This window comes from Brevibacillus borstelensis, assembly GCF_036700025.1.
GTDB classification, from domain to species: Bacteria; Bacillota; Bacilli; order Brevibacillales; family Brevibacillaceae; genus Brevibacillus; species Brevibacillus borstelensis.
Map to the genome: position 1 here is coordinate 3,125,378 of NZ_CP144922.1, position 20,778 is coordinate 3,146,155.

Genomic DNA, 20,778 nt, shown 5'->3' on the forward strand with positions numbered 1-20,778 from the left:
CCGCGATTCATCCGCTCGCTCCTTGCACCTCTCGTATATCCAGAATCTGCTGGTGAAACAGCCTCGCGTTGTATTCGGTTTCTACAAATTTCAGGCCGTTGGTTCTAAGGCGCTCCCATACCAGACTATCTGTGTAGCAAGCGATGATTTTATCTGCATAGTCCCGAGGATCCCTTCCGATCAGCACCGTATCTTCCGTTAAACCGAGCTGATCCGCGATGAGAGGGGACACAACAGCCGGGACGCCGTATGACATGCTTTCCAGCAATTTCAAGGGTATTCCGGCAGCAAATCTGGTAGGCACGACAAACACTTTGCTGTGATTGTAATATGGCTGCAGATCAGGGACGGTCCCGGTGACCTTGATGTGATCGGAAGCCAGGTTTTTGATCGAATCCAGCAGATTTGTGCCGGTGAGCCACAGATTGACTCCCAATTCCTTGAAGACGAGCGGATAGACTTCGTTTACAAAATAAAGTGCCGCATCCTCATTCGGCGATCCTGGCGTAAAGCTTCCGACAAATAGCAAATCTTGACGTTGTGAAAATGGATTGGGCGTTGGCTGGACTTCGATACGGTGGCCCAGCACCTGGACCTGCTTCACACCGAGACTTTGAATGGTTTTCCTTTCCCGTTCAGATACCGAAATCACCTTGTCTGCCAGGGCCATCAATTGCATTTCCTCCAGAATCAGGCTTTGTACGGTTTCTTCAGTCAGTGGGATGCCCAGCGCAGTTTGCCGGCCGATTTCCCTGTGGAAAAAGAGAGCTTCCGCATCGTACACGATCTGGGGTTTGGGGTTGGTGTTTTGCATGATGCCGGCAATTTCCCGCATGTTGTGCGGTCTGCTGACCAGCACCTGGTCATACGCATCCTTTCTTTCTTCCCAGAAGTCACGGAAGTTTATCTGTTGATCGCCCGTGTTGTAAATGACTTCGATTCCCATTTGTTGCAACTGTTCCGTGTAGGGCTGCACTGACTCCGAAAATTGCAAAGGAAACAGCGTCACGGAAACATTCGCGTCGGCCAGCCCCTGCAACAGCATCCAGCTTCGCGGATATCCGCAGCCAAGCGCAGGGATTGGAATCCGGTCATCGACTACGAGCACCTTCCATTTTTTGTCCCGCTGATGTTCTCTGGCCCGGATGCTCGCACCGGCTCCGGGTAAATGGTAATCCTGCAGCCGGTGATTCCATCGCCCGGCAAATACTTCCCTGTGTTTGGCCTGAAGCAGCATGGCCTGTTCCGGGGAACTGCTTCCAAATTCATAGTGAATGACGACAGCAGCAGGTTGATACATAATCCGATAACCGAGCTCCCGCAGCTTCATGCACAAATCTGTTTCTTCGTAGTATCCTGGGTGGTAACGCTCGTCAAACATCCCCGCTTCCATAAATACGTCTTTTTTGAGAAACAAACAAACACCGGAGCAATAATCGACCTCGCGCACATACGAATACTCCGGTTTGAAAGGTTGATCTCCCCGACCGTATCCCGCACAAGAGCCGTCTCGCCAAATGATACTGCCCGCCTCCTGGAGTTGTCCGTCGGGGAAGATGACTTTGGCCCCTACGGCTCCGCAATGTTTTGTCGTTTCCGCAGTCCGGAGCAGCGTAGACAGCAATGCAGGAGTGATCTGTGTATCGTTGTTAAGAAAAAGCAGCCATTTCCCGCGCGCAGCGGCAGCTCCTTGATTGCATCCCTTCACAAAGCCCTCATTCTGCTCATTGCGGATGATAGCTGCCTGGTGGGTCCTTTTCAAAAGGTGGACTGTTTCGTCACTTGAGCCATTATCGACGATGACAACCTCATAAGGGACATCAGCGTGGGCTTTTATCGTTTCGAGGCATTGGAACGTATACGCAGCTTTGTTGTAAGCGACCAGAATGATAGAGACAACTGGCTGTTCCCAGTTCGGATACTGCAGCGTCGAGCTGGGATTGGCAAGAAAAACGCCCAGTTTTACCTTCAGGAAAGTGGCAAGCTGTTCTTGAAGCTGACTTCTTTCATTCATTTTTTTGCCTCCGGGTGGTTACCTCCATGTTGTCGTCACGTTTGTATCAGGACAGGCCGAATAGCCATCATTACACAGTGGAACCACTTATGCTTACATCTATTTTTATGAAACAAGTGACCTGATGGAAACTGGCCATTCCGACCAAAAACGCGCCTTTCACGCGGTGAACCTGCTTCTTGCAAGCCGAAGCCTTTTGTGTGAACACTTGAAGGCTGCCAGGTGTTTCTGTGCGATCAAACAGAGGGGAAATGCCCCTCTTTTCATTCCGTCAATGTTTTTATAAAGGCCGGATCCGGTATCGAATAGTCGGGCGGTACCCTCTTGAGCACGTTGCTCCATTGCGCAGCATCAAATTTTGCCGGATCGATGTCGAAGGAGAAAATACTCTCTGCCTTCCCGGAGCGATCTATTCTCTTGGAGACCAAACCGTGCTTGCCAGACAAATCCGGCTGCTCCCGCCGCTCTTCCGATCCGTGCTTTTTTCTCTCGATTGCCTGAACATATATCCCCATCGTCTTTTCAAACATGGTTTTGGAAGAGAAACGGATTCGAGCCCGTCCGGCAGCGTTCATACCCAGTGTGAAACGCAATTCCTGATTGGTTAGCAGCCGAATCAGGCTTTCGGCCAGTTGGACGCTGTTGCCCGTCTGGAAGATCAGGCCTGTTTCTTCGTGGCAGACTACCTCGGGAATCCCCCCGGCATCAGATGCGACACATGGTTTTCCTGCCACTTGCGCTTCCATCAGCGTATACGGGTGCATATCCTGTATCGACGCCAGCGCGACGATATCCGATAATTTCAGTAGAGCCTCGACATCATATCGATCCCCGAAGAAAACGAGATGATCCCATACCCCTGATTTTTTCGCTTGCATCTCCAGCTCATCTCTCAACTTTCCGTCCCCGATAAGCCAGCAGACGAAGTTGCTCTCCCTTTCCTTTACGATGCGCAAAGCCTCGATCAATGTCTTATGATCCTTTTCCGGAACGAGCCGCGCAGGACAAGCGATAATCAATCTCCCTCCCGCCTGCTGATTTGCAGTTAAAGGCGGGTACGGTTCAAAGTCGAAACGGGTTAAAAACGGGGGCAAATCCAATGCATAAGGGAGTACGGTGAGTTTGTCTGGATGGACGCCGTATTCGCCCCCCAGTAGCTTCTTTTGCCATCTGGTCGGTACAATCGTCGCATCGGAGGACATGTGACCGACATACTCTTCGGCTGCGGCATACTTCCATTTCAGGCTTTCCTTGCTTGCGATTGCTCCTGAATGGATATATTCCGTTGCAAGGATGCCGTGAATGGTCGCGACGAGGGGGATATGGTGCGGCTTTGCACGAGACAGGGCGCGTGTGGACAGGATGTCTTGGGTGTGTATCACATCGTAATTCTGGAGATCGAGCAAGGCAGCCGATACTTCAAACGTGTATCGCTCGACTTCCCGCCAGCGAATGGCGGGTTCGGTGCCAGGAAGATGCCTTTCAAAATACTGAAACATCTGATGGTCAATGACATCCTTAATCGTCAAGCGCTTTTCGTGACTGTTCGTCGTTTTATCGATTTCACGCCCGGTCAGGCTCCGTCCAAACTCATCTCGGATGTGACTGTACTTGTAAATGGTTCGCATGTCCTGATGATGGGCGAGAATGTCGACGTGATGTCCATTTTCCTCAAGCTCTTTTTTTAGCGTATCTATGTAGCGATTTACTCCGCCAACGTGAGGAAAAGGAAAATAGGAAGCAAGCAGAATTTTCAAACAGGACCCCTCCCGCCTTGTTGACTGATCATCGCGTTGACCAGCCTCTTGAAGTTGTCATAATGATACAATTCAACAGCCCGTTGTCTCCCCTGCTGCCCCATAGCCGCCCGTATATCCGGTTCGTCGATCAATTTCTGTATCGCGGCGCCAAGCGAAGCGGTATCTCCTTTGTCGATCAACATTCCTGTCTTCCCGTCGATGACGATTTCCTTCAGACCGCCTGATTTGTAGGCGACAATACAGATTGAAAGTGCCATTGCCTCCAGAGCGACGTTGGGAAACGCTTCTTCGACGAGACTCGGGACGACGACCATATCGACTGCGAGCAGCAAATCCGAAATATCCGGAAGCGCACCCAGATAGTGATATTCGACCGCCTCCATCCATTTTGCTTCTTCCTGGCACATTCGAAAGTAATCGTCGTCTCCTATGTTTCCCGCCGCCAACAATACGATTTTCTCCTGGCTTTTGAGAGAACGGCAGGCTCTGATCAGCTCAATCAGTCCCTTTCCGGCATAGATAGAGCCAAACCATCCGATCACGGCATCTGAATCAGTCCAGCTCAAGGTCTGACGGACCACTTTTCTTCTCTCCCTCACAAACAAATGATCAAGAATGACAACCCCGTAGGGAAGCAAATCAATCTGCCGTTGTCCTGCTGACGCCAGAGACTGTGCTATGATCGCGGATGGAACGAGGATTCGATCGCCATGACCGTGGATCAAAGCCAAAAGAGGCAATGTCTCCGGCTTGCTCGGGACGGTTTCGTGAATATACCACCAAACGGGAATCTTCCTTTTTTGGGCGATGACCAACGGAAATGCGTTTATGGCACTGTTGGCAATGATCAGGCTCGGGGATATCTCAGCAATCGCTTGATCGAGCAAACTCCCTTCTGCTCTCATCTGAAGCATGCCGATCTCATCTCCCAAACGACCGGGACTGTAAATGAAACTCCACAATAAAGGAAAGGGGATGATGCGCGATTCCATCCCCATCTGATCCGCCCGCACTACGGACAGTCCAGGTCCCGGACTTATCCAGACTACCTTCAGCCGCATCTCCAGAAGTGCAGCGCCAAGCATAAGCAGTACTTTTTCCGCCCCTGTTACGATCTCCGGGTGTGCATGATGGCTGATAAGCATGACCACCCGTTCACTTGCAGACGGTGCGCTGATGTTCATTTAAATGCTCCTTAGCTCATCAATAAATTGGGTTAATGCGGTTCTCCAATGTCGCAAGGTCGAGAACCCGTTCAAGCGTATGGCCATGTGGTCAAGAACGGAGTATGCAGGCCTTGCGGCGGGGAGGAGAAATTTTGCCGTGTCAACCGGACGTACGGTTACCCCCAATCCCGCGGCAGCAAATATCGCTTTTGCCCATTCATATCTGGAACAAGCTCCCGTATTGGAAACGTGATAAATGCCATATTTCTCGCTCTCCAGCAGCTCTTTTATAAACCAGGCCAATTCCGGCGCATAGGTCGGAGAGCCCACTTGGTCGCAAACAACGTCGATCTCCGTGCGCGTTTCAGCCAACCGCAACATGTTCTTTACAAAGTTGCTCCCATGTCTGCCGTATACCCAGGAGGTCCGTACGATGAAATATTTGTCTGATAAAGTTTTTACCATGTCCTCGCCAGCCAGCTTCGATTTGCCATATACGTTCACAGGATTTACAAAGTCGTACTCCCGGTATGGCTTAGTACTGCGGCCGTCAAATACGTAATCCGTGCTGATATACATCATCTTTGCCCCTGCCTGCTGAGCGGCTACCGTCATATTTCGCGTTCCGTACGCATTCACGAGAAATGCGCGGTCTTGATCGGCTTCTGCTTGATCGACATGGGTGTAGGCAGCCGTGTGTACGACGATCTCTGGCCGTGCTTCCTGTACGATGTCCCGAGCTTTGGACAAATCGGTAACATCCAGTTCGTTGCGGGTGCAGCCAATCACCTGGTGATGAGCGGAAAGAACCTTGACCAACTCACGACCCAATTGGCCGTTTGCACCTGTCACCAAGATTTTCATGCTTCCCACCCTGTTTCCGGAAACCCGGGTTTTTAGACGCATGTCCATGATCAAAGCCTGTTTTTGTACCAAAGCACTGTCTCTCGGAGCGCAGTTGCAAATTCATAGACGGGGCGCCATCCGAGTTCCCTGCGTATCTTATCGGCATTGATCGCATACCGGCGGTCATGTCCGGGCCGATCCTCGACAAATTCAATGAGACTCTCCGGTTTTTGCAATACCGCCAAAATTTTTCGGACAATCTCGCTATTCTTATGTTCGTTGTTGCCGCCGATATTGTAAATTTCCCCTGGCCTTCCCGAATGAATGACGAGGTCTACAGCCGAACAGTGGTCTGCCACGTGCAGCCAGTCCCGCACGTGTCCGCCGTCGCCGTAGATCGGAAGCTTTTTGCCCAGCAAAGCATTCGTTGTCATAAGCGGAATCAGTTTTTCCGGATGCTGATAAGGACCGAAGTTGTTGGAACAGCGTGTAATATTGACGGGCAACCCGTATGTTTCATGATAGGCGCGGACCAACAGATCGGCTCCTGCTTTGCTGGCCGAATAAGGGTTGTTTGGAGAAAGCGGCGATTCCTCCGTAAAACATCCTGTGTCTCCCAGTGAACCGTACACCTCGTCGGTCGATATTTGCACGAATTTTTTCACCTTGTATGTGCGGGCTGACTCCAGCAGTACGTGGGTTCCGACCAGATTCGTCCGGATAAAGACCCCGGGATCGGCTATGCTGCGGTCCACGTGGGATTCAGCAGCAAAGTTCACAATGACGTCAACAGGAGCCGGTGCAGTCGTTCCATATGCCTCGCTTTTGCCGGACACCAGTGCATCTACCAATCGCGAGTCGCAAATATTTCCCTGTACAAATGCATAGTGTGGATGGGACTCGACATCCTTCAGTTTTTCCCTGCTCCCCGCATACGTCAGGAGATCCAGATTGACAATCTGATAATGAGGGTATTTCTCGATCATATACCGGATAAAGTTGCTACCGATAAAGCCCGCTCCTCCTGTTATGAGCAGCCTCATCTTCTCCCTCCTTATGGCAGCTTCTCTCTATGGAAAAAGCCCGTCACCTGAACTTGGTGGACCAGTCAAAACCGATTACGGGATCGTCGAAAGCAATCCGGTATTCGTCAGGTTGTTCCGGATTGTATGATCGATTGGTCACATAAAGGATCATCGCAGGTTCATTGCCGAGCACGCGATAGCCATGGGCGACCTCACGGGGAATAAACAGAGAAATCGGGTTGTGTTCGCCCATGTAGTACACCTCCGTTTGCTGAAAGGATGGAGAATGTTCACGCAGATCATGCAGTACCACTTGGGCGTTCCCCTTCGGAAAAAACCAGATATCGTCTTGCTGCTTATGGTAATGGAACGCTTTGATGACACCGGGATAGCTAAGCGAAGCGGATAGCTGACCAAAGCTGGCAAGCCACCCGTCATCATCACGCAGCATTTCCATGAAATAACCCCGATCGTCGCAATGCTTGATTAGCTTCTTCGTTTTCACACCTTCGATCAAAGGAATCCTCCCTTCTTGCCTCTGATCTGATGAAGAATCCTTTCTTTCATGTTTATCTTCTTACTTTATGCTATGTAGTGATGATGGAAAACGCTCTTGAATGCTTCGGACAAAAACGACCTAATCCCTCAAGAGGCCATCGGGATTCACGTCTAGCTACCGGTGTTATAAAGCCGTCATTTCCCCTTTTCCCTGTTCTTAAGGAGTGATATAGTCTCAAACCCCTATAACTTTTCCTGCCTGTCGGCATATAGTAAACGAGTAGTTTTTCCATCACCAATCACCAGTAAAGGGGCGATTTGCATCGTGCTGAAGTCTCAAATGTGCAAACAGCAAGACTTTGATACTCCCTGGTTCCGTCAAGCCTGTGAAAGGCTGAAGGAACCGTTTCGCTATCACAGAAAGCTGTGGGAGTTTTGCTACATTTATCAAGCCTTGCTCGAGCGGGGAATATTGGCTCCCGGTAAAAAAGGGCTCGGATTTGGCGTCGGAACAGAACCATTGATTCCGTTATTTGCCTCGCACGGTTGCGAAATCGTGGCAACTGACCTTGACTATGACAGTGCTCTCACCCAGGGATGGGTCCAGACTGACCAGCATTTCAGCAGTATGGAAAAAATAAACGAACGAGGGATATGCGATCCGGTTCAGTTTCAGAATCTGGTGACATTCAAAACGCTGAACATGAACGAAATCGGGCCCGAGTATTACAACCAGTACGATTTCACCTGGTCTTCCTGCTCGTTCGAGCATGTCGGTTCGATTGAACTGGGCAAGCAATTTATTCTGAACCAAATGAATTGCTTGAAGCCGGGCGGTGTCGCGGTTCATACGACAGAATTCAATCTCTCCTCGAACGACGATACTATCGAAAGCGGCATCACTGTTATTTTTCGCTTGCAGGACATCGAATGGATGGTGGAGGCACTGCGGGCACAGGGACATTCCATCGAGATCGATTATTCAGTAGGTACCGGAGAGATCGAATCGTATGTCGATGTGCCTCCCTACTCAAATGACTTGCATCTCAGACTGCTATTGGGACAATACGTCTCCACCTCTATCGGGCTGATCATTAAAAAGGCGGAGTAAATTTGAGAAACACCGTGCGATAGAATACCGCACGGTGTTTCTGCTTTCTGTGGCTTTCTCGGGCTCACCTGAATAGTAATAAATCTAGGTGCTCAACCGCACTATGGGCGGCAAGCTCTGCTATGTTCGTCTCAACGATTCTACCGTCATCATGCAGAATATGGAAACGGAAGCCGCGATCCGTGAACCGTCTCAGAACTGACATGGGCTCATAGCTCACAGGCCATATTTTCGGGCAATACTCCATAAAGATGAGGATCCCGGGATTGTGGTCAATGACTTCACATAAACTGTCCATAATAAGCGGTTCTGAACCGTCAATATCAATTTTAATGACATCTGCCTTCAGATTGGGCAAGTAATCAGTCAAAATGCCTTTCTCTACAGTCATGCATGTATTTCCAGTCATTTCTCCAAGGCCTTGGAATTCGATGCTTGTTCCTCCCTCGCCGGACGTACAGATCTCGGTTTGTCCTCTGCTATCGGATAACATCACTTTATTTAATTTTACACGGCCATACATGCCGTTGATCGAAACGCTTTTCAAAAAATTCTTATGGTGAAACGGATTCGGCTCAAAGGAATACACACTCCCGGTCGGGCCGACAAGCATCCCTGCCAACAGCGAGTAGTAGCCGTGATGGGCTCCGATATCAACCACTGTCATACCTGGTTTGATCACCACATAAAAGCATTGGTCAACCATTCTTCCCAGTAGCCCACTAGCATGATGACGACGTTCACCGGATCGCGGCTATCCAAAAACATGTATGGTCCATTCTTCAACCTCGTTACTACCGTATGGTCTCCCAGATAAATATGAGATCGCTCCAAATAAAACACCCCTCAATTATAGTTGTGACAGGAACATGTTGGGAATGCGAATCGTACAACTTGTGGGATCGTGTTTATGCAAGCGGACTTCCACATTTTTTTCCTCATGGTTCAAATAAATCAGATCCCTAATCACGGAGGATTTGGACAGTCTCCTCTCCCACAGTACTTTCTTGCCCGAGTCTGACATAATATACAGCGTGAATTCCCCTTCTCCTTTCATTTCAATACATACTTCAAATCGATATACCTGACGTGGCAAGTTTATAAATGGCCCGTAGAAAGCGAGGCCAGGTTGATCCACTACGAACCACCCGTTCAGATCGTATGGAAACAATTTGTAAAAAGGAGTGTAATAGTAGTTTGGGATATTAACCGGCGAACGGTAGTGCAACGGCTCTGGCCGACCTTGAATGACAGCTCTCGTTTCTGCCACTTTGTCCAGTTCGATCACGGCAATTCCGTTCGCAAACGGGAACGGACTTTGAAAATACGTGTTTTCCAGCTCCCGCTCCTCACATTGAATCCAGACTTGCTGGCAAATTGTTACGGATGTATCAGCATCCAGTTTTTTTAAAAAACTCATCGATAACGCTTCCCGCGGGATGCCGTATTTGTCAACGAGAAGAGCCACGTATTCACTGCTGAATTGTATCAACCACCCCATGTCCATCAGCTTACCAAAGGGAACGGTAATCAACGCTTTTCCCCCCGGATGAAGCAAGTTATAAATTTTCAAGATCGCTTTCAGCGGTGCTTCCCGGTCACCAGAGCTGTGTTCTCCATACGCATTTTGCCCGATATGCTCTACTGTAGAGATCGATACGATCGCGTCGTATTTTTCGTTAAAATCCATCAAATCGACGTTCATGATTCCAGGTCCCTTTTCAAATTTGTCTAGAACGTCAATCTCGCCGATCTCTGGATGTTGGGAGAGCAGTGGAGCATAATTCGACAAGACGTTGCCTACCTCGAGAATTCGCTTCTCCTTTCCTATCCGTTTAAGAAAATCAATAGCGATTGGGACTTCAACCGCTCTTTCGGAAAAGTTCTGAAAGTGGATTGGATTGTACGTAAGCTGCTTGTTCTGGTAAATGAAAAAAGGCAGGGTGTCATGTCCGATAATCCCCATTAGGCGTCCCCCCTTCCAAACATTAAGACTCTAGGAAGCATCGCTGTAATATATGCACGGTCTGAAATCAAGGTTTTACGCAACCATCACGGATAGCGAGCCTGATTGCAAGCCTTAATTTTTGCCATTTTGATACACGTACCCAACACACTCCCTGTCCGTCCTTTATATACTTGTTAATAACGCAATTGCTAGCGACTGACAAAGGGGATGTAGTTGTACATGAAGTATACAGGGGTGTACTGGATCGGCCCTGTTTATGACATGGGGGGATATGGAAATGTATCGCGAAATTATTTGCGGGCGCTAGAGACGATAGGGATTCCCGTTTATATTGACGCTTATGGTCCCAAGCACGCGGAAATCGGCGAAACGACCATGCGCTGGTTGGAAAATTTGTCCACTGACCAGATCGGCAACAGGGTCGTGTTGATCCGACACGGGTTACCCGACATTTTTCGACTTTCTTACCAAGTCCCCCACGTTGTCAAAAACATCGGCATCACACTTTTTGAAACCGATCGTCTACCCGAAGGCTGGGCATCCTCGATCAATCTGATGGATGAAGTCTGGGTTCCGTCGCGGTTTAATTTCAACACGTTTACCCGTAGTGGCGTAGCCCCTTCAAAGTTGAGGGTGGTACCTTACCCCATCGAAGTAACCAAGTACTTTCCGGGACGCCCCTACACCAAGTTTGCTCCGGCACCCTCGGTTGGATCGTTTACCTTTTTATATGTATTCGGGTTCGACTTTCGAAAGGGATACGATCTTTTGATCGAGGCTTTCTGCAAAGAATTTTCGTCCAAAGAAAACGTCTCCTTGATCTTGAAAGTATACATTCACAGCGGGCAGTCACCCGAGTTTGTCCGCAAGGAAATCTCGTCTTATATTCCTAAGAAGCGCAATAAAAACCAGATTGTCCTCCTGATCGAAGCGGTTAGTGCGGACCAACTCATCGACTTGTACCAAAGCTGTGACGTTTACATCTCAATGGATCGCGCTTGCGGATGGGGCATGCCCATCATGGAGGCGATGGCACTTGGCAAACCGGCGATTGCCCTAAATTGGGGCGGATCCACACAGTTTATGAATGATGCAAACAGCTTTCTGATCGAAACGGAGAAGAAGCTGGTGCCCGTTAACCAAAAGCTCCAAGACGCAAGGCCCGAATACTACTTGAATCATCAATGGGCGGACGTCGACGTGGGGAAAGTGCGAAAGGTGATGCGAGAAGCTTATGTCAACAAAGACAGATGCAGGCAGCTTGCCACAAAAGCCGCCTTGGATATGCATCTCCATTACTCCCCCGCCTCCATCGGCAAAGTCATAAAAGAGTTGTTTCATCAATAAAAACGAAACCTGCATTCTACAGAAGAGAGTGATCAAAGGTGAACATTGCGTTCGATATGACATTTTCACAAAATGTGAGCAATGTAAGAGGAATCGGTCGATATTCCAAAAGCTTGCTGGAGCATATCGCCCTTCAAAGTGGAGACCATTCTTTTTTTTATTTTTATCCGGACCTGAGCGTCAGTCACGAACAGCTAAGGGAGCAACTGCAGCTTTTTATCAGGCAAAATAAAATCGATCTGTTCCATATTTTGAGTCCGTTTGAATGGACCAATTTTGCCATGATGAACAGAGAATGGTATGGAAAAACGAGGGTTGCCGCTACTCTCTACGACATGATCCCTTGGATTTACCAGCATATCTATTTATCGAATCCGCAATACCGCGAATTTTATCGAAATGTATTGGAATTCGTAAAATCCTGCGATATCATTTTTGCGATATCGGAGGCTACCAAGCAGGATGCTGTCAAGCTTGCAGGCATGGATCCTGAAAAAATCCATGTAGTCATGGGAGGCATGAACGAACAGTTTACATGTATTCCTAACTGTAACCAAATGGAGGTCAACTCCCGTTACGGCATCAGAAAGCCGTATGTCATGTGTACAAGCGGCATGGATTTTCGAAAAAATACAGACAAGTTGATAGAGGGCTTTGCCAAGGCAAACCAAGCGTTACACTTTTCCTATCAACTCGTGCTGTGCTGCGATGTTTCTCCTACTGACGTCGAACATTTGAAGAAGGTCGCGCAGAATGCCGGCACGGCCGACGACTTGATTATCACCGGTTATGTGCCCGACAGTGATTTAGTCAAGCTTTACAATGGGGCCGCTCTGTTTGCCTTTCCCTCTTTGTACGAAGGCTTCGGCTTGCCTGTACTGGAGGCGATGGCTTGCGGCGTGCCTGTGGTCACTTCCAACAATTCATCGCTGGCCGAGATTGCGGGCGATGCTGCTTATCTAATCAATCCGCACAGCACAGACGAAATCGCGTCGGGAATCTACAAGATGCTAACAAGCCCGGACCTGCAAATCGAATACCGCAAAAAAGGCTTTGTTCGAGCAGAGCAATTCCAATGGAGCGAAGTTGCACGCAAAGTAATGGATGGGTACCAGCTCGTTGTCCGTAAAAAAATCGCAATCTTTTCACCTCTCCCACCGATTCACTCCGGAATCGCCAATTATATGGCAAGTATCCTTCCATCCCTGCTGAAAAACTACGATTGCGATCTGTATATCGACGATGGCTACACACCCGAGCTTTCAGATACTGCACGTACAGCAAATGTTTATCATCATCGCATGTTCCCGGAAAAAGCGGATGAATATGATGCGATTTTGTATCAGATGGGAAACAGTTTTTACCATGCGTATATCATCCCGTATCTGAGGAAATACCATGGGGTGGTCGTGCTTCACGACCTGAATTTGCACGGGCTCGGCCAGTGGTGGGCGCTTGATAAAAATGATCTGGACACTTACCTTACCATGATCAAAGAAGAAGCAAAAGACGGTGACGATTGCCTGCTCCGTGCTGTCCTGAGCGGAAACATGGGAAGTCAATTTGATCATATCATCAATAAGTTTTATATAAACGGAGCAAAGTCGGTCGTGGTCCATAATCGCTATTGTTACGACGCTCTGGTCAATGACGGGGTCGAATCCGTAATTATGGCCCGTCTCCCCGCCAGTATGCCTTTCCAATCGCCAAAGAATCGCAACAACCGGTTCGTTTTTGCCAGTTTCGGCTTTTCCGGGCCGCACAAGCGTCTGGAGTCAGCTATCCGCTGCATCAAAATGCTTGTGAGCAAAGGGCATGACAACGTAGAATACCGAATTGTCGGAAGCTTTGACTCCGATTACGCCAATACCTTGAAAAGTCTGGTCACATCGCTCAAACTGCAATCTCACGTGACCTTCCTCGGTTACTTGCCAAATGAGGAGTACTATCAGCAGTTATCCCAAGCAGATGCCGTCATCAATTTGCGCTATCCTACTTGCGGCGAGTCCTCCGCTACATTGCTGGATACGCTAAGCCTGGGGATTCCGTCGATCGTCTCCGATATCGGATCCTTTCGCGAGATTTCCGACGAGGTGGTCCTCAAGGTACCGTCGCCCCTGCCTGACGACCAGCCACTGTTTGCCGCAATGCTGAAGCTCTATCAAGACCCAGACCTCCGCCAAGGGATGTCACGGAAAGCCAAAGAGTACGTATCGAGGTGCCATTCTGTCGAACAGTATATCGAACAACTGAACAAAGCGATTGAAGCCTCCTCCTGAATATAGCAAGGCCCCAAGCAGGTAGTTGGTATAAGCAGAAGGACCCCGGTCCCCGCCGAACAGTAAACCCGTTTGGATGCATCAACCATCGCCGCTTTATTGCAAATAGGCGGGAGAACCAAAGTGAAACTGACGATGCTTGTTGTGCGGAACCGCCTTTTCAGAGGCGGTTTTTTTTGGTGCGCCCAGCATGGGCGATAGCTATAGGGTGAAAGTCCCGAACGGGGGTTGGCTGTACCAACCGTTAGCTCAAGGCAAGGGTGTCGACCGCGAGGTCGAATCTGAAGGAAGCCGGCGGCAAAATCCCGACCTGAGGTACACGAACCCAATTTGAGGCTGTTGTATCCGGGCGAGTCTGCCAAACAAGACAAAGCCCCATACAGCCAAGGGATACAGTAGTAAACTTGGGCAGGTACATGGGATGAAAGTTATCGTTCTTACCTGGGGAGGTCTGCATGAAACGCCTTCAACTGTTGGTAACCGTCTCCGTAAGGAGACGCTGAACATGCAGAAGTCAGCAGAGGCCATAGTACCCGAGTAGAGGACGCTTGAATGGGGAAGGGCCGAACATCAAGTCAGCATGCGATCCATGTCTTTTGATACGGTACGTCGAAGCAGAATTCTGTCAAGGAACTACTTTTGAAGAGCAGGGGTGAAGCCCCGAGGGTACAAAAGAGGGCTGAGTATCGTACAGCAAGCACGGAGTCCGCATGTGCGAAGGAAGGAACATCATTATGGATTTGCTGGAAAAAGTCTTATCACGGGAAAACTTACGGATGGCACTCCAACGAGTGGAGGAAAACAAAGGTGTCGGTGGAGTCGATGGTGTTTCAACCGAACAACTACGCGATTATCTACGTGAACACTGGCAAGCCATCCGCGAGAAGATGGAAAGGGGAACCTATAGACCTTCACCTGTTCGCAGAGTCGAAATCCCGAAACCTGACGGTGGTGTAAGGTTATTAGGCATTCCCACCGTGGTAGACCGCTTTATTCAGCAGGCCATCCTCCAAGTGTTAACGCCGATCTTCGACCCCACCTTCTCGGAATCTAGCTATGGGTTCCGTCCAAAACGTAGCGCTCACATGGCAGTAAGGAAAGCGCAAGCGTATATCTCCGAAGGATATCGTTTCGTGGTGGACATCGATCTAGAGAAATTCTTTGATCGCGTAAATCATGATATTCTAATGAGCCGTGTGGCTCGAAAAGTTCAGGACAAGAGAATTTTAAGACTGATTCGTTCCTACTTGAATGCGGGGATCATGATAAATGGCGTCTGTACAACATCAAGTGAAGGAACACCGCAAGGTGGGCCGTTAAGCCCACTTTTGGCAAATATCCTACTTGATGATTTGGACAAGGAACTCGAAAAGAGAGGCCACCGTTTCTGCCGCTACGCAGACGATTGTAACATCTACGTGAAAACAAAACGGGCAGGGGAACGAGTAAAGAAGAGTATTCAAAACCACTTGGAGAAGGTACTAAGGCTAAAAGTAAATGAGGAGAAAAGCGCGATAGACCGACCATGGAAACGAAAATTCTTGGGCTTTAGTTTTACCTTTGCAAAACAGACAAGGATTCGCATCCACCCCAAATCCCTCCTCAAGCTAAAAGAGAAAATCCGCACGATCACGAATCCGGTGTGGAGCATCTCGATGGAGAAGCGGATTGAAAGAATAAATCAGTACCTCATGGGCTGGATTGGATATTTCGCCCTTGCAGACGCGAAGGGCATTCTACAATCCATTGAGGAATGGACAAGGCGCAGGCTCCGTCTTTGTTTGTGGATGCAGTGGAAACGCGTGAGAACCAGATATCGAGAACTTCGTTCTCTTGGCATATCTCACGTAAAAGCCATTGAAATTGCAAATACCCGCAAGGGTGCATGGCGTACCACAAAATCTCCGCATATACACAAAGCCCTCGGCATTGCCTACTGGCAACAACAAGGGCTGAAAAGCTTAGTGCAACGATATTCTCAAATTCGTCAAGCTTGGTGAACCGCCGTATACCGAACGGTACGTACGGTGGTGTGAGAGGACGGGGGTTAGTCGCCCCCTCCTACTCGATCATCCCGATGCTCTCGGCTTTGATCAGCAGGCGGAAACGAACCAGGTAAGTTTTTGCGGGGCGATTGTTCCTTTTGAGGGCACAAGCCCTGTCGCTCCTGATGTCCCTGTCGCTTCTCATCCGCCTATCAACAAAAAAAGAGAGGGAAATTCTCCCCCCCTACTTCCGTTTTCCCATCCAATTTTTCGATCAGCATTTCGCGGTCATACGCGGGCACGCCAGTAATCGAGCAGATCTTTCAAGGTTTGCTCAAAAGGAATTTCCGGTTTCCATCCCGTTTGTTGATGAAACTTGTCGTAATTCCCAAGCAGGATTTCAACGTCAGATGGCCTCATTCTGCTTGGGTCTGGCGTAATGGTAATGGCTGCCTGGCTCAGTGAAAGAAGCTTATTCAACATTTCCTCAATCGTGTAGGTAACTCCCGACGCGATGTTGTACACCTCGCCCGGGACACCTTTTTCCACGGCCAGCCAGTAGGCTCTGACGACATCTCTGACATCCGTGAAGTCCCTTTTCGCCTGAAGATTGCCAACGTACAGAACAGGAGGTTTGATCCCCTTCTCGATCTCTGCAATTTGCTTGGCAAAGTTGGAAGTCACAAACGCTTCGCCTCGACGCGGGCCTGTATGATTGAAGGTTCGGGTACGTATCGTTTTGAGACCGTAGCTCTGGTAATACTGATAGCCCAAATAATCCTGCCCTACTTTGCTTACGGCATAAGGGCTTAGCGGACGGAGCGGGTTATCCTCCTTAATCGGGACTTCATGCGCATATACTTGCCCGTACTCTTCACTGGAACAAGCGATTTGAACGGTGCAATCCAGTTGATGCTTTAGTATAGCCTCAAAAAGGTTCACTTGACCAATTTGATTGACGATTAACGTTTCCGCCGGTGCATTCCATGACGTCGGTACAAAACTTTGAGCGGCCAGATGAAAAATGTAATCGGGTTTAACCGCTTTGATCATCTCATCAACGGAACGCGGGTCTTTCAACTCACATTCGACCATATGGATGTCATCCTGGATATGCTTGATGTGATCCATTCTGCTCCTGAGTCGATAGGTACCGTATACTTCCATATCCTTTTTGTTCGCTAACAACCATTCTGCGAGGTGGCTTCCGGCAAATCCGGTGATTCCGGTGATTAGAGCTTTTGGCATCGTGTTCCTCCCTGATCCTCAGTCAAATTATTTGGGCCATGCTGGCGGTGTTCTGGGCTGGCATGATCCCCTTTGATGTACGGTCCCCCCATGAAGGGACAGAACTCATGCGGGTTGCAGCATTGGTATTGAAATATTCCACACACCCGCAATTTATGACGAACGGGACTTCTTCGCCCCTACAATCGTCAGAAACTGTTGGAAAAGCGTACTAGCTCCATTCATATGCTGTTAGAAGCGGCAAAACAATGAGTAAGAGGATCGTGATGTCTATGCAAATTGCGTTTTATTACGATTCGTCATTTGATTGGAACGACAATGATCTTGAAAATAAAGGGGTCGGTGGATCTCAATCGACGCTTATCAGAATGACTAGAGAACTGGCAAAGCGCCACGAGGTGACTGTTTTCAACAGCACAACCAAAGAGGGCCGATACAACGGCGTCACCTACCGCAACTATCAAACGTATAGGAGCGACCAATTCTGGGATGTGTTTGTCAGTTACAGATGCGCATTGCCCAGTAGCGGAGTAAATGCGGCATGCAAGCTTCACTGGTGCATCGATCCCGGTGACAATACGGTCGAAAAAGACCTTCCCTTTATTGACAAAGTCATCACCATCAGTCCATTCCATACGAAAATGATGAGCAATATTTTTCACATCGACAAAAGCAAGATATACGAGGCCCGCCTCGGGATACAGACAGAAGACTACTGGGATTGCCTCCCGAAAACAAAAAACAAACTCATATTCTGTTCAGCTCCTGACCGCGGATTGAGGCATGTTCCGCAGATTTTTTCCCTGATCAAAAAAAAGATACCTGATGTATCGCTCGTCATCACCATGGATTACAGCTTATGGGGATTCAAGCCTGAAACAGAACCGTATCGCGAATTGTTTAAGGGAATGGAGGGCGTTACCTATTTGGGAAAAGTCTCGCAGCAGCAATTGGTCCATGAGCAAAAAACAAGCATGATTCATATATACCCCTGCGACGGTCCCTATGAGATGTTTTGCTTGGCTTCCATGGAGTGCCAGGCAGCAGGAACACCGACCATCGCGACCAATCAGGGCGCCCTTTCCACTACAGTCCAAGACGGCAAGACCGGGAAATTGATTTATACATTGCCTGATTATGATTCATGCTTCTATCAGACATTCGCGGATACGGTGACTACGCTCTTGAGCGATCCCATCGAGTGGCAGAGAATGAGCACGTATGCGAGAGAAAGAGCATTTGTCCACTATTCATTAAAGGGCCTGGTGCTGGAGCTGGAAAAAAGGTTCACGGATTGGAGCCGTTGATTCACACGGTGATAGGACTGCAGCGTCCCTGCGTCCTCCCACCAGCCGGGCAAGATATGATAGGTGGCTTCTCCCGCGGAAATAAAGAGGTTATTCACATCTGTTATTTCCAGCTCTCCTTTCGAGGAGGGATGGATTTTCTCGATGATGTCAAATACGTCTGGTCGGTACATGTAAATGCCGGTTACCGCAAATGGAGATTTCGGGTTGACCGGCTTTTCTTCGATCGCTATTAAACGCTGTCCCTCGAATTCTGCAACGCCAAAATGTTGGGGATCAGCTACTTCCGCCAACAGGAGGTGCGCTTTTTCCCGCCCCTTGGCAAATTGATGGATAAAAGGGGCCAACTCGGCTTGAAACAGGTTGTCACCGAGATGGACGACAAAGGGGGAATCGCCCACGAATTCTTTTCCCAGGCTGACTGCTTCCGCTATGCCACCCGGCCGGTCTTGAACACGGTAGGTGAAACGGACCTGAAACTCGTTGCCGCTCCCGAGAAGCCGCGAAAAATAGCCCAAATCTTCTTTTCCCGTAATGATCAAGATGTCGGTGATACCCGCTTGCCTTAATTTGTAGATGGGATGGAAGATCATAGGGAATGTTCCGACCGGCAGTAAATGTTTATTGACAACATTCGTTAGCGGGTACAGCCGGGTTCCTTTTCCTCCAGCGAGTATCATGCCTTTCACGGATCTCCTCCTCCTTCCCCGAAAACACCGCTTTGCCTTCCTGTTTTCACTTGCCAGCGCTCTTGTATAAATGCCAACTGCCCGTCCAGAATCGTGACACCTATAGTTGGCACGTAATGGCACACCTGACTGTAGGCAAAAGTCTTGCGTGATTCCCTGTTATCTTTTTCATCATATTAAGCCTGCTCCGGATTGGAAACGGCGACTGTCCTTTGTCTGCATCAATCAAAATGCCCCTCCGGTAATTGGCTGGAGAGGCATTTTCACTAACGGTCTTCTTTCCCCTCGATGAAAGCTTCCAAAAGGCTGCGGGCTGCTTCGTCTGTATACTGCACGAGCGGATGTTTCATCGTATAGGCGGCGACAGAGGTCAATGCCCCCGCTATCCCGCGGTCTAACGCCAGTTTGCAGCAGCGGATCAGATCGATCACAACCCCTGCGCTGTTTGGCGAATCTTCGACCGAAAGTTTCAATTCCACACTGATTTTGTTTCCCCCGAACTGGGTTCCTTCCATCCGGACATAACAGACTTTATTATCCTGAAGCCAGCTTATATAGTCGCTGGGACCGATATAGATATCTTCCTCATGGAGAGGCGTTTCCAATTGGGATTGGACCGCTTCGGTTTTTGACACTCGTTTCATTGTCACCCGATCGCGATTTAGCATATTTAAAAAGTCGGTGTTGCCTCCGATATTGATTTGGTACGTATGGTCAATCTTGACACCTCGTTCGGCAAAAAGCCTCGTCAGGACGCGATGGATAATGGTGGCCCCTACCTGGGACTTGATATCATCGCCAATAATCGGAAGCCCGGCTTTTTCAAATTTCTCCACCCAAACAGGGTCCGATCCGATAAAGACTGGTATACAGTTGATAAAACCTGCACCTGCCTCAAGCGCTGCCTCTGCATAGAATTTGCTGGCTTCCAAACTCCCGACCGGAAGAAAGTTGATGACCATCTCCGCACCGCTGGATTTCAGTTCCTCGACAACATCACACGCGGGCTCGTTTGACAAGTGAAACCGTTTTTCCACCGGGTACATGTGCATGTGCTGAGACATGCCGTCGAGGAGATGGCCCATTTTGACCATAACGGGTGATTGGTCGATTTCTCGCACAAACACATTGGTGCAGTTGGGAGGAGCGAAAACAGCTTCGTGCAGAGGTTTTCCCACCTTGCGACTATCGACATCAAATGCTGCGACAACCTCTATATCTCCAGGGAGATACCCGCCGATCGAGCGGTGGATCAACCCCTCATCTTCTCCGTTGCTCCTGTGCTTGTAATAGGTGATCCCCTGCAACAGAGCGGAGGCACAGTTTCCGACCCCGACTATCGCGACTTTTATTCCAGGCACGTTCATTCCTCCCTTATTTCTCAACCATCCATGTGGTTCTCCGAATTTACGCCGTACGATAACTATTGCAGTTTATGCAAGCTTTCCGCCGAAGTGAACCACGCTGTATTTACTATTTTTCCTGAATAAAATACAGAGATTGTCATATAGTATAGGGAGTACTAGAACACCAC

Annotated in this window: 17 protein-coding genes; 5 read left to right on the forward strand and 12 right to left on the reverse strand. The window is 49.0% G+C overall.

Translation table 11 applies throughout. From position 1 onward, the window contains the following. Positions 1 to 7: 7 nt before the first annotated feature. From V5G20_RS14790 to V5G20_RS14815, 6 genes are all read right to left on the reverse strand, one after another. Positions 8 to 2,014 carry a glycosyltransferase gene (locus tag V5G20_RS14790; RefSeq protein ID WP_122958599.1) on the reverse strand — a complete coding sequence of 669 codons (2,007 nt, stop codon included), beginning with the start codon at positions 2,012 to 2,014 and terminating at the stop codon, positions 8 to 10. Positions 2,015 to 2,277: 263 nt separating this feature from the next. Further along, entirely contained in the window at positions 2,278 to 3,771 is a 1,494-nt protein-coding gene (locus V5G20_RS14795; protein ID WP_251237691.1) for a glycosyltransferase family 4 protein, read from the reverse strand. Continuing rightward, positions 3,768 to 4,958 (reverse strand): glycosyltransferase family 4 protein, encoded by a 1,191-nt coding sequence (locus V5G20_RS14800; protein ID WP_031933324.1) that lies wholly within the window; start codon positions 4,956 to 4,958, stop codon positions 3,768 to 3,770. The genes V5G20_RS14795 and V5G20_RS14800 overlap by 4 nt, the downstream gene beginning before the upstream one ends. Then, on the reverse strand, positions 4,959 to 5,804 hold the full coding sequence (gene rfbD, locus V5G20_RS14805; RefSeq protein ID WP_024984765.1) for a dTDP-4-dehydrorhamnose reductase: 846 nt from the start codon (positions 5,802 to 5,804) through the stop codon (positions 4,959 to 4,961). Between the two features lie 50 nt (positions 5,805 to 5,854). Further along, positions 5,855 to 6,829, reverse strand: a complete 975-nt coding sequence (rfbB, locus tag V5G20_RS14810) for a dTDP-glucose 4,6-dehydratase (RefSeq protein WP_031933322.1) — start codon at positions 6,827 to 6,829, stop codon at positions 5,855 to 5,857. Positions 6,830 to 6,872: 43 nt separating this feature from the next. After that, positions 6,873 to 7,328: a dTDP-4-dehydrorhamnose 3,5-epimerase family protein gene (locus V5G20_RS14815; protein WP_003386871.1), complete on the reverse strand. Its 456-nt coding sequence runs from the start codon at positions 7,326 to 7,328 to the stop codon at positions 6,873 to 6,875. 306 nt (positions 7,329 to 7,634) lie between these two features. On the opposite strand from V5G20_RS14815, the gene V5G20_RS14820 reads away from it, so the two are divergent. Further along, a complete protein-coding gene (locus tag V5G20_RS14820) occupies positions 7,635 to 8,420 on the forward strand; it encodes an SAM-dependent methyltransferase (RefSeq protein WP_003386872.1) in 786 nt (261 codons plus the stop codon). 64 nt (positions 8,421 to 8,484) lie between these two features. Here the strand turns inward: V5G20_RS14820 and V5G20_RS14825 are convergent, their stop codons facing one another. From V5G20_RS14825 to V5G20_RS14835, 3 genes are read right to left on the reverse strand one after another with little or no spacing between them, the layout of a single operon-like run. Beyond that, entirely contained in the window at positions 8,485 to 9,087 is a 603-nt protein-coding gene (locus V5G20_RS14825; RefSeq protein ID WP_228006726.1) for an FkbM family methyltransferase, read from the reverse strand. A gap of 11 nt (positions 9,088 to 9,098) precedes the next feature. Further along, positions 9,099 to 9,254, reverse strand: coding sequence for a hypothetical protein (locus V5G20_RS14830; RefSeq protein ID WP_227277727.1), 156 nt, complete (start codon positions 9,252 to 9,254; stop codon positions 9,099 to 9,101). Positions 9,255 to 9,270: 16 nt separating this feature from the next. Continuing rightward, entirely contained in the window at positions 9,271 to 10,386 is a 1,116-nt protein-coding gene (locus V5G20_RS14835; RefSeq protein ID WP_024984767.1) for a hypothetical protein, read from the reverse strand. Positions 10,387 to 10,608: 222 nt separating this feature from the next. On the opposite strand from V5G20_RS14835, the gene V5G20_RS14840 reads away from it, so the two are divergent. The 3 genes from V5G20_RS14840 to ltrA all read left to right on the forward strand — a co-directional run bounded on the left by V5G20_RS14840 (position 10,609) and on the right by ltrA (position 16,015). Continuing rightward, positions 10,609 to 11,736 (forward strand): glycosyltransferase, encoded by a 1,128-nt coding sequence (locus tag V5G20_RS14840; protein WP_024984768.1) that lies wholly within the window; start codon positions 10,609 to 10,611, stop codon positions 11,734 to 11,736. Positions 11,737 to 11,774: 38 nt separating this feature from the next. After that, on the forward strand, positions 11,775 to 14,015 hold the full coding sequence (locus V5G20_RS14845; RefSeq protein ID WP_039071407.1) for a glycosyltransferase: 2,241 nt from the start codon (positions 11,775 to 11,777) through the stop codon (positions 14,013 to 14,015). Between the two features lie 734 nt (positions 14,016 to 14,749). After that, entirely contained in the window at positions 14,750 to 16,015 is a 1,266-nt protein-coding gene (gene ltrA, locus V5G20_RS14850) for a group II intron reverse transcriptase/maturase (RefSeq protein WP_024985202.1), read from the forward strand. A gap of 273 nt (positions 16,016 to 16,288) precedes the next feature. On the opposite strand, the gene V5G20_RS14855 is transcribed toward ltrA, so the two are convergent. Next, entirely contained in the window at positions 16,289 to 17,248 is a 960-nt protein-coding gene (locus tag V5G20_RS14855; protein WP_003386877.1) for a GDP-mannose 4,6-dehydratase, read from the reverse strand. 248 nt (positions 17,249 to 17,496) lie between these two features. Between V5G20_RS14855 and V5G20_RS14860 the strand changes: the two genes are divergently transcribed. Further along, the gene (locus V5G20_RS14860; RefSeq protein ID WP_081607719.1) at positions 17,497 to 18,555 is read left to right on the forward strand and encodes a glycosyltransferase family 4 protein; all 1,059 of its coding nucleotides are present in this window, start codon (positions 17,497 to 17,499) and stop codon (positions 18,553 to 18,555) included. Here V5G20_RS14860 and V5G20_RS14865 read toward each other — a convergent pair. Then, positions 18,495 to 19,244 carry a sugar phosphate nucleotidyltransferase gene (locus V5G20_RS14865; protein WP_003386879.1) on the reverse strand — a complete coding sequence of 250 codons (750 nt, stop codon included), beginning with the start codon at positions 19,242 to 19,244 and terminating at the stop codon, positions 18,495 to 18,497. The genes V5G20_RS14860 and V5G20_RS14865 overlap by 61 nt on opposite strands. Before the next feature lie 266 nt (positions 19,245 to 19,510). Next, a complete protein-coding gene (locus V5G20_RS14870; RefSeq protein WP_122958594.1) occupies positions 19,511 to 20,611 on the reverse strand; it encodes an inositol-3-phosphate synthase in 1,101 nt (366 codons plus the stop codon). Between the last annotated feature and the right edge of the window lie 167 nt (positions 20,612 to 20,778).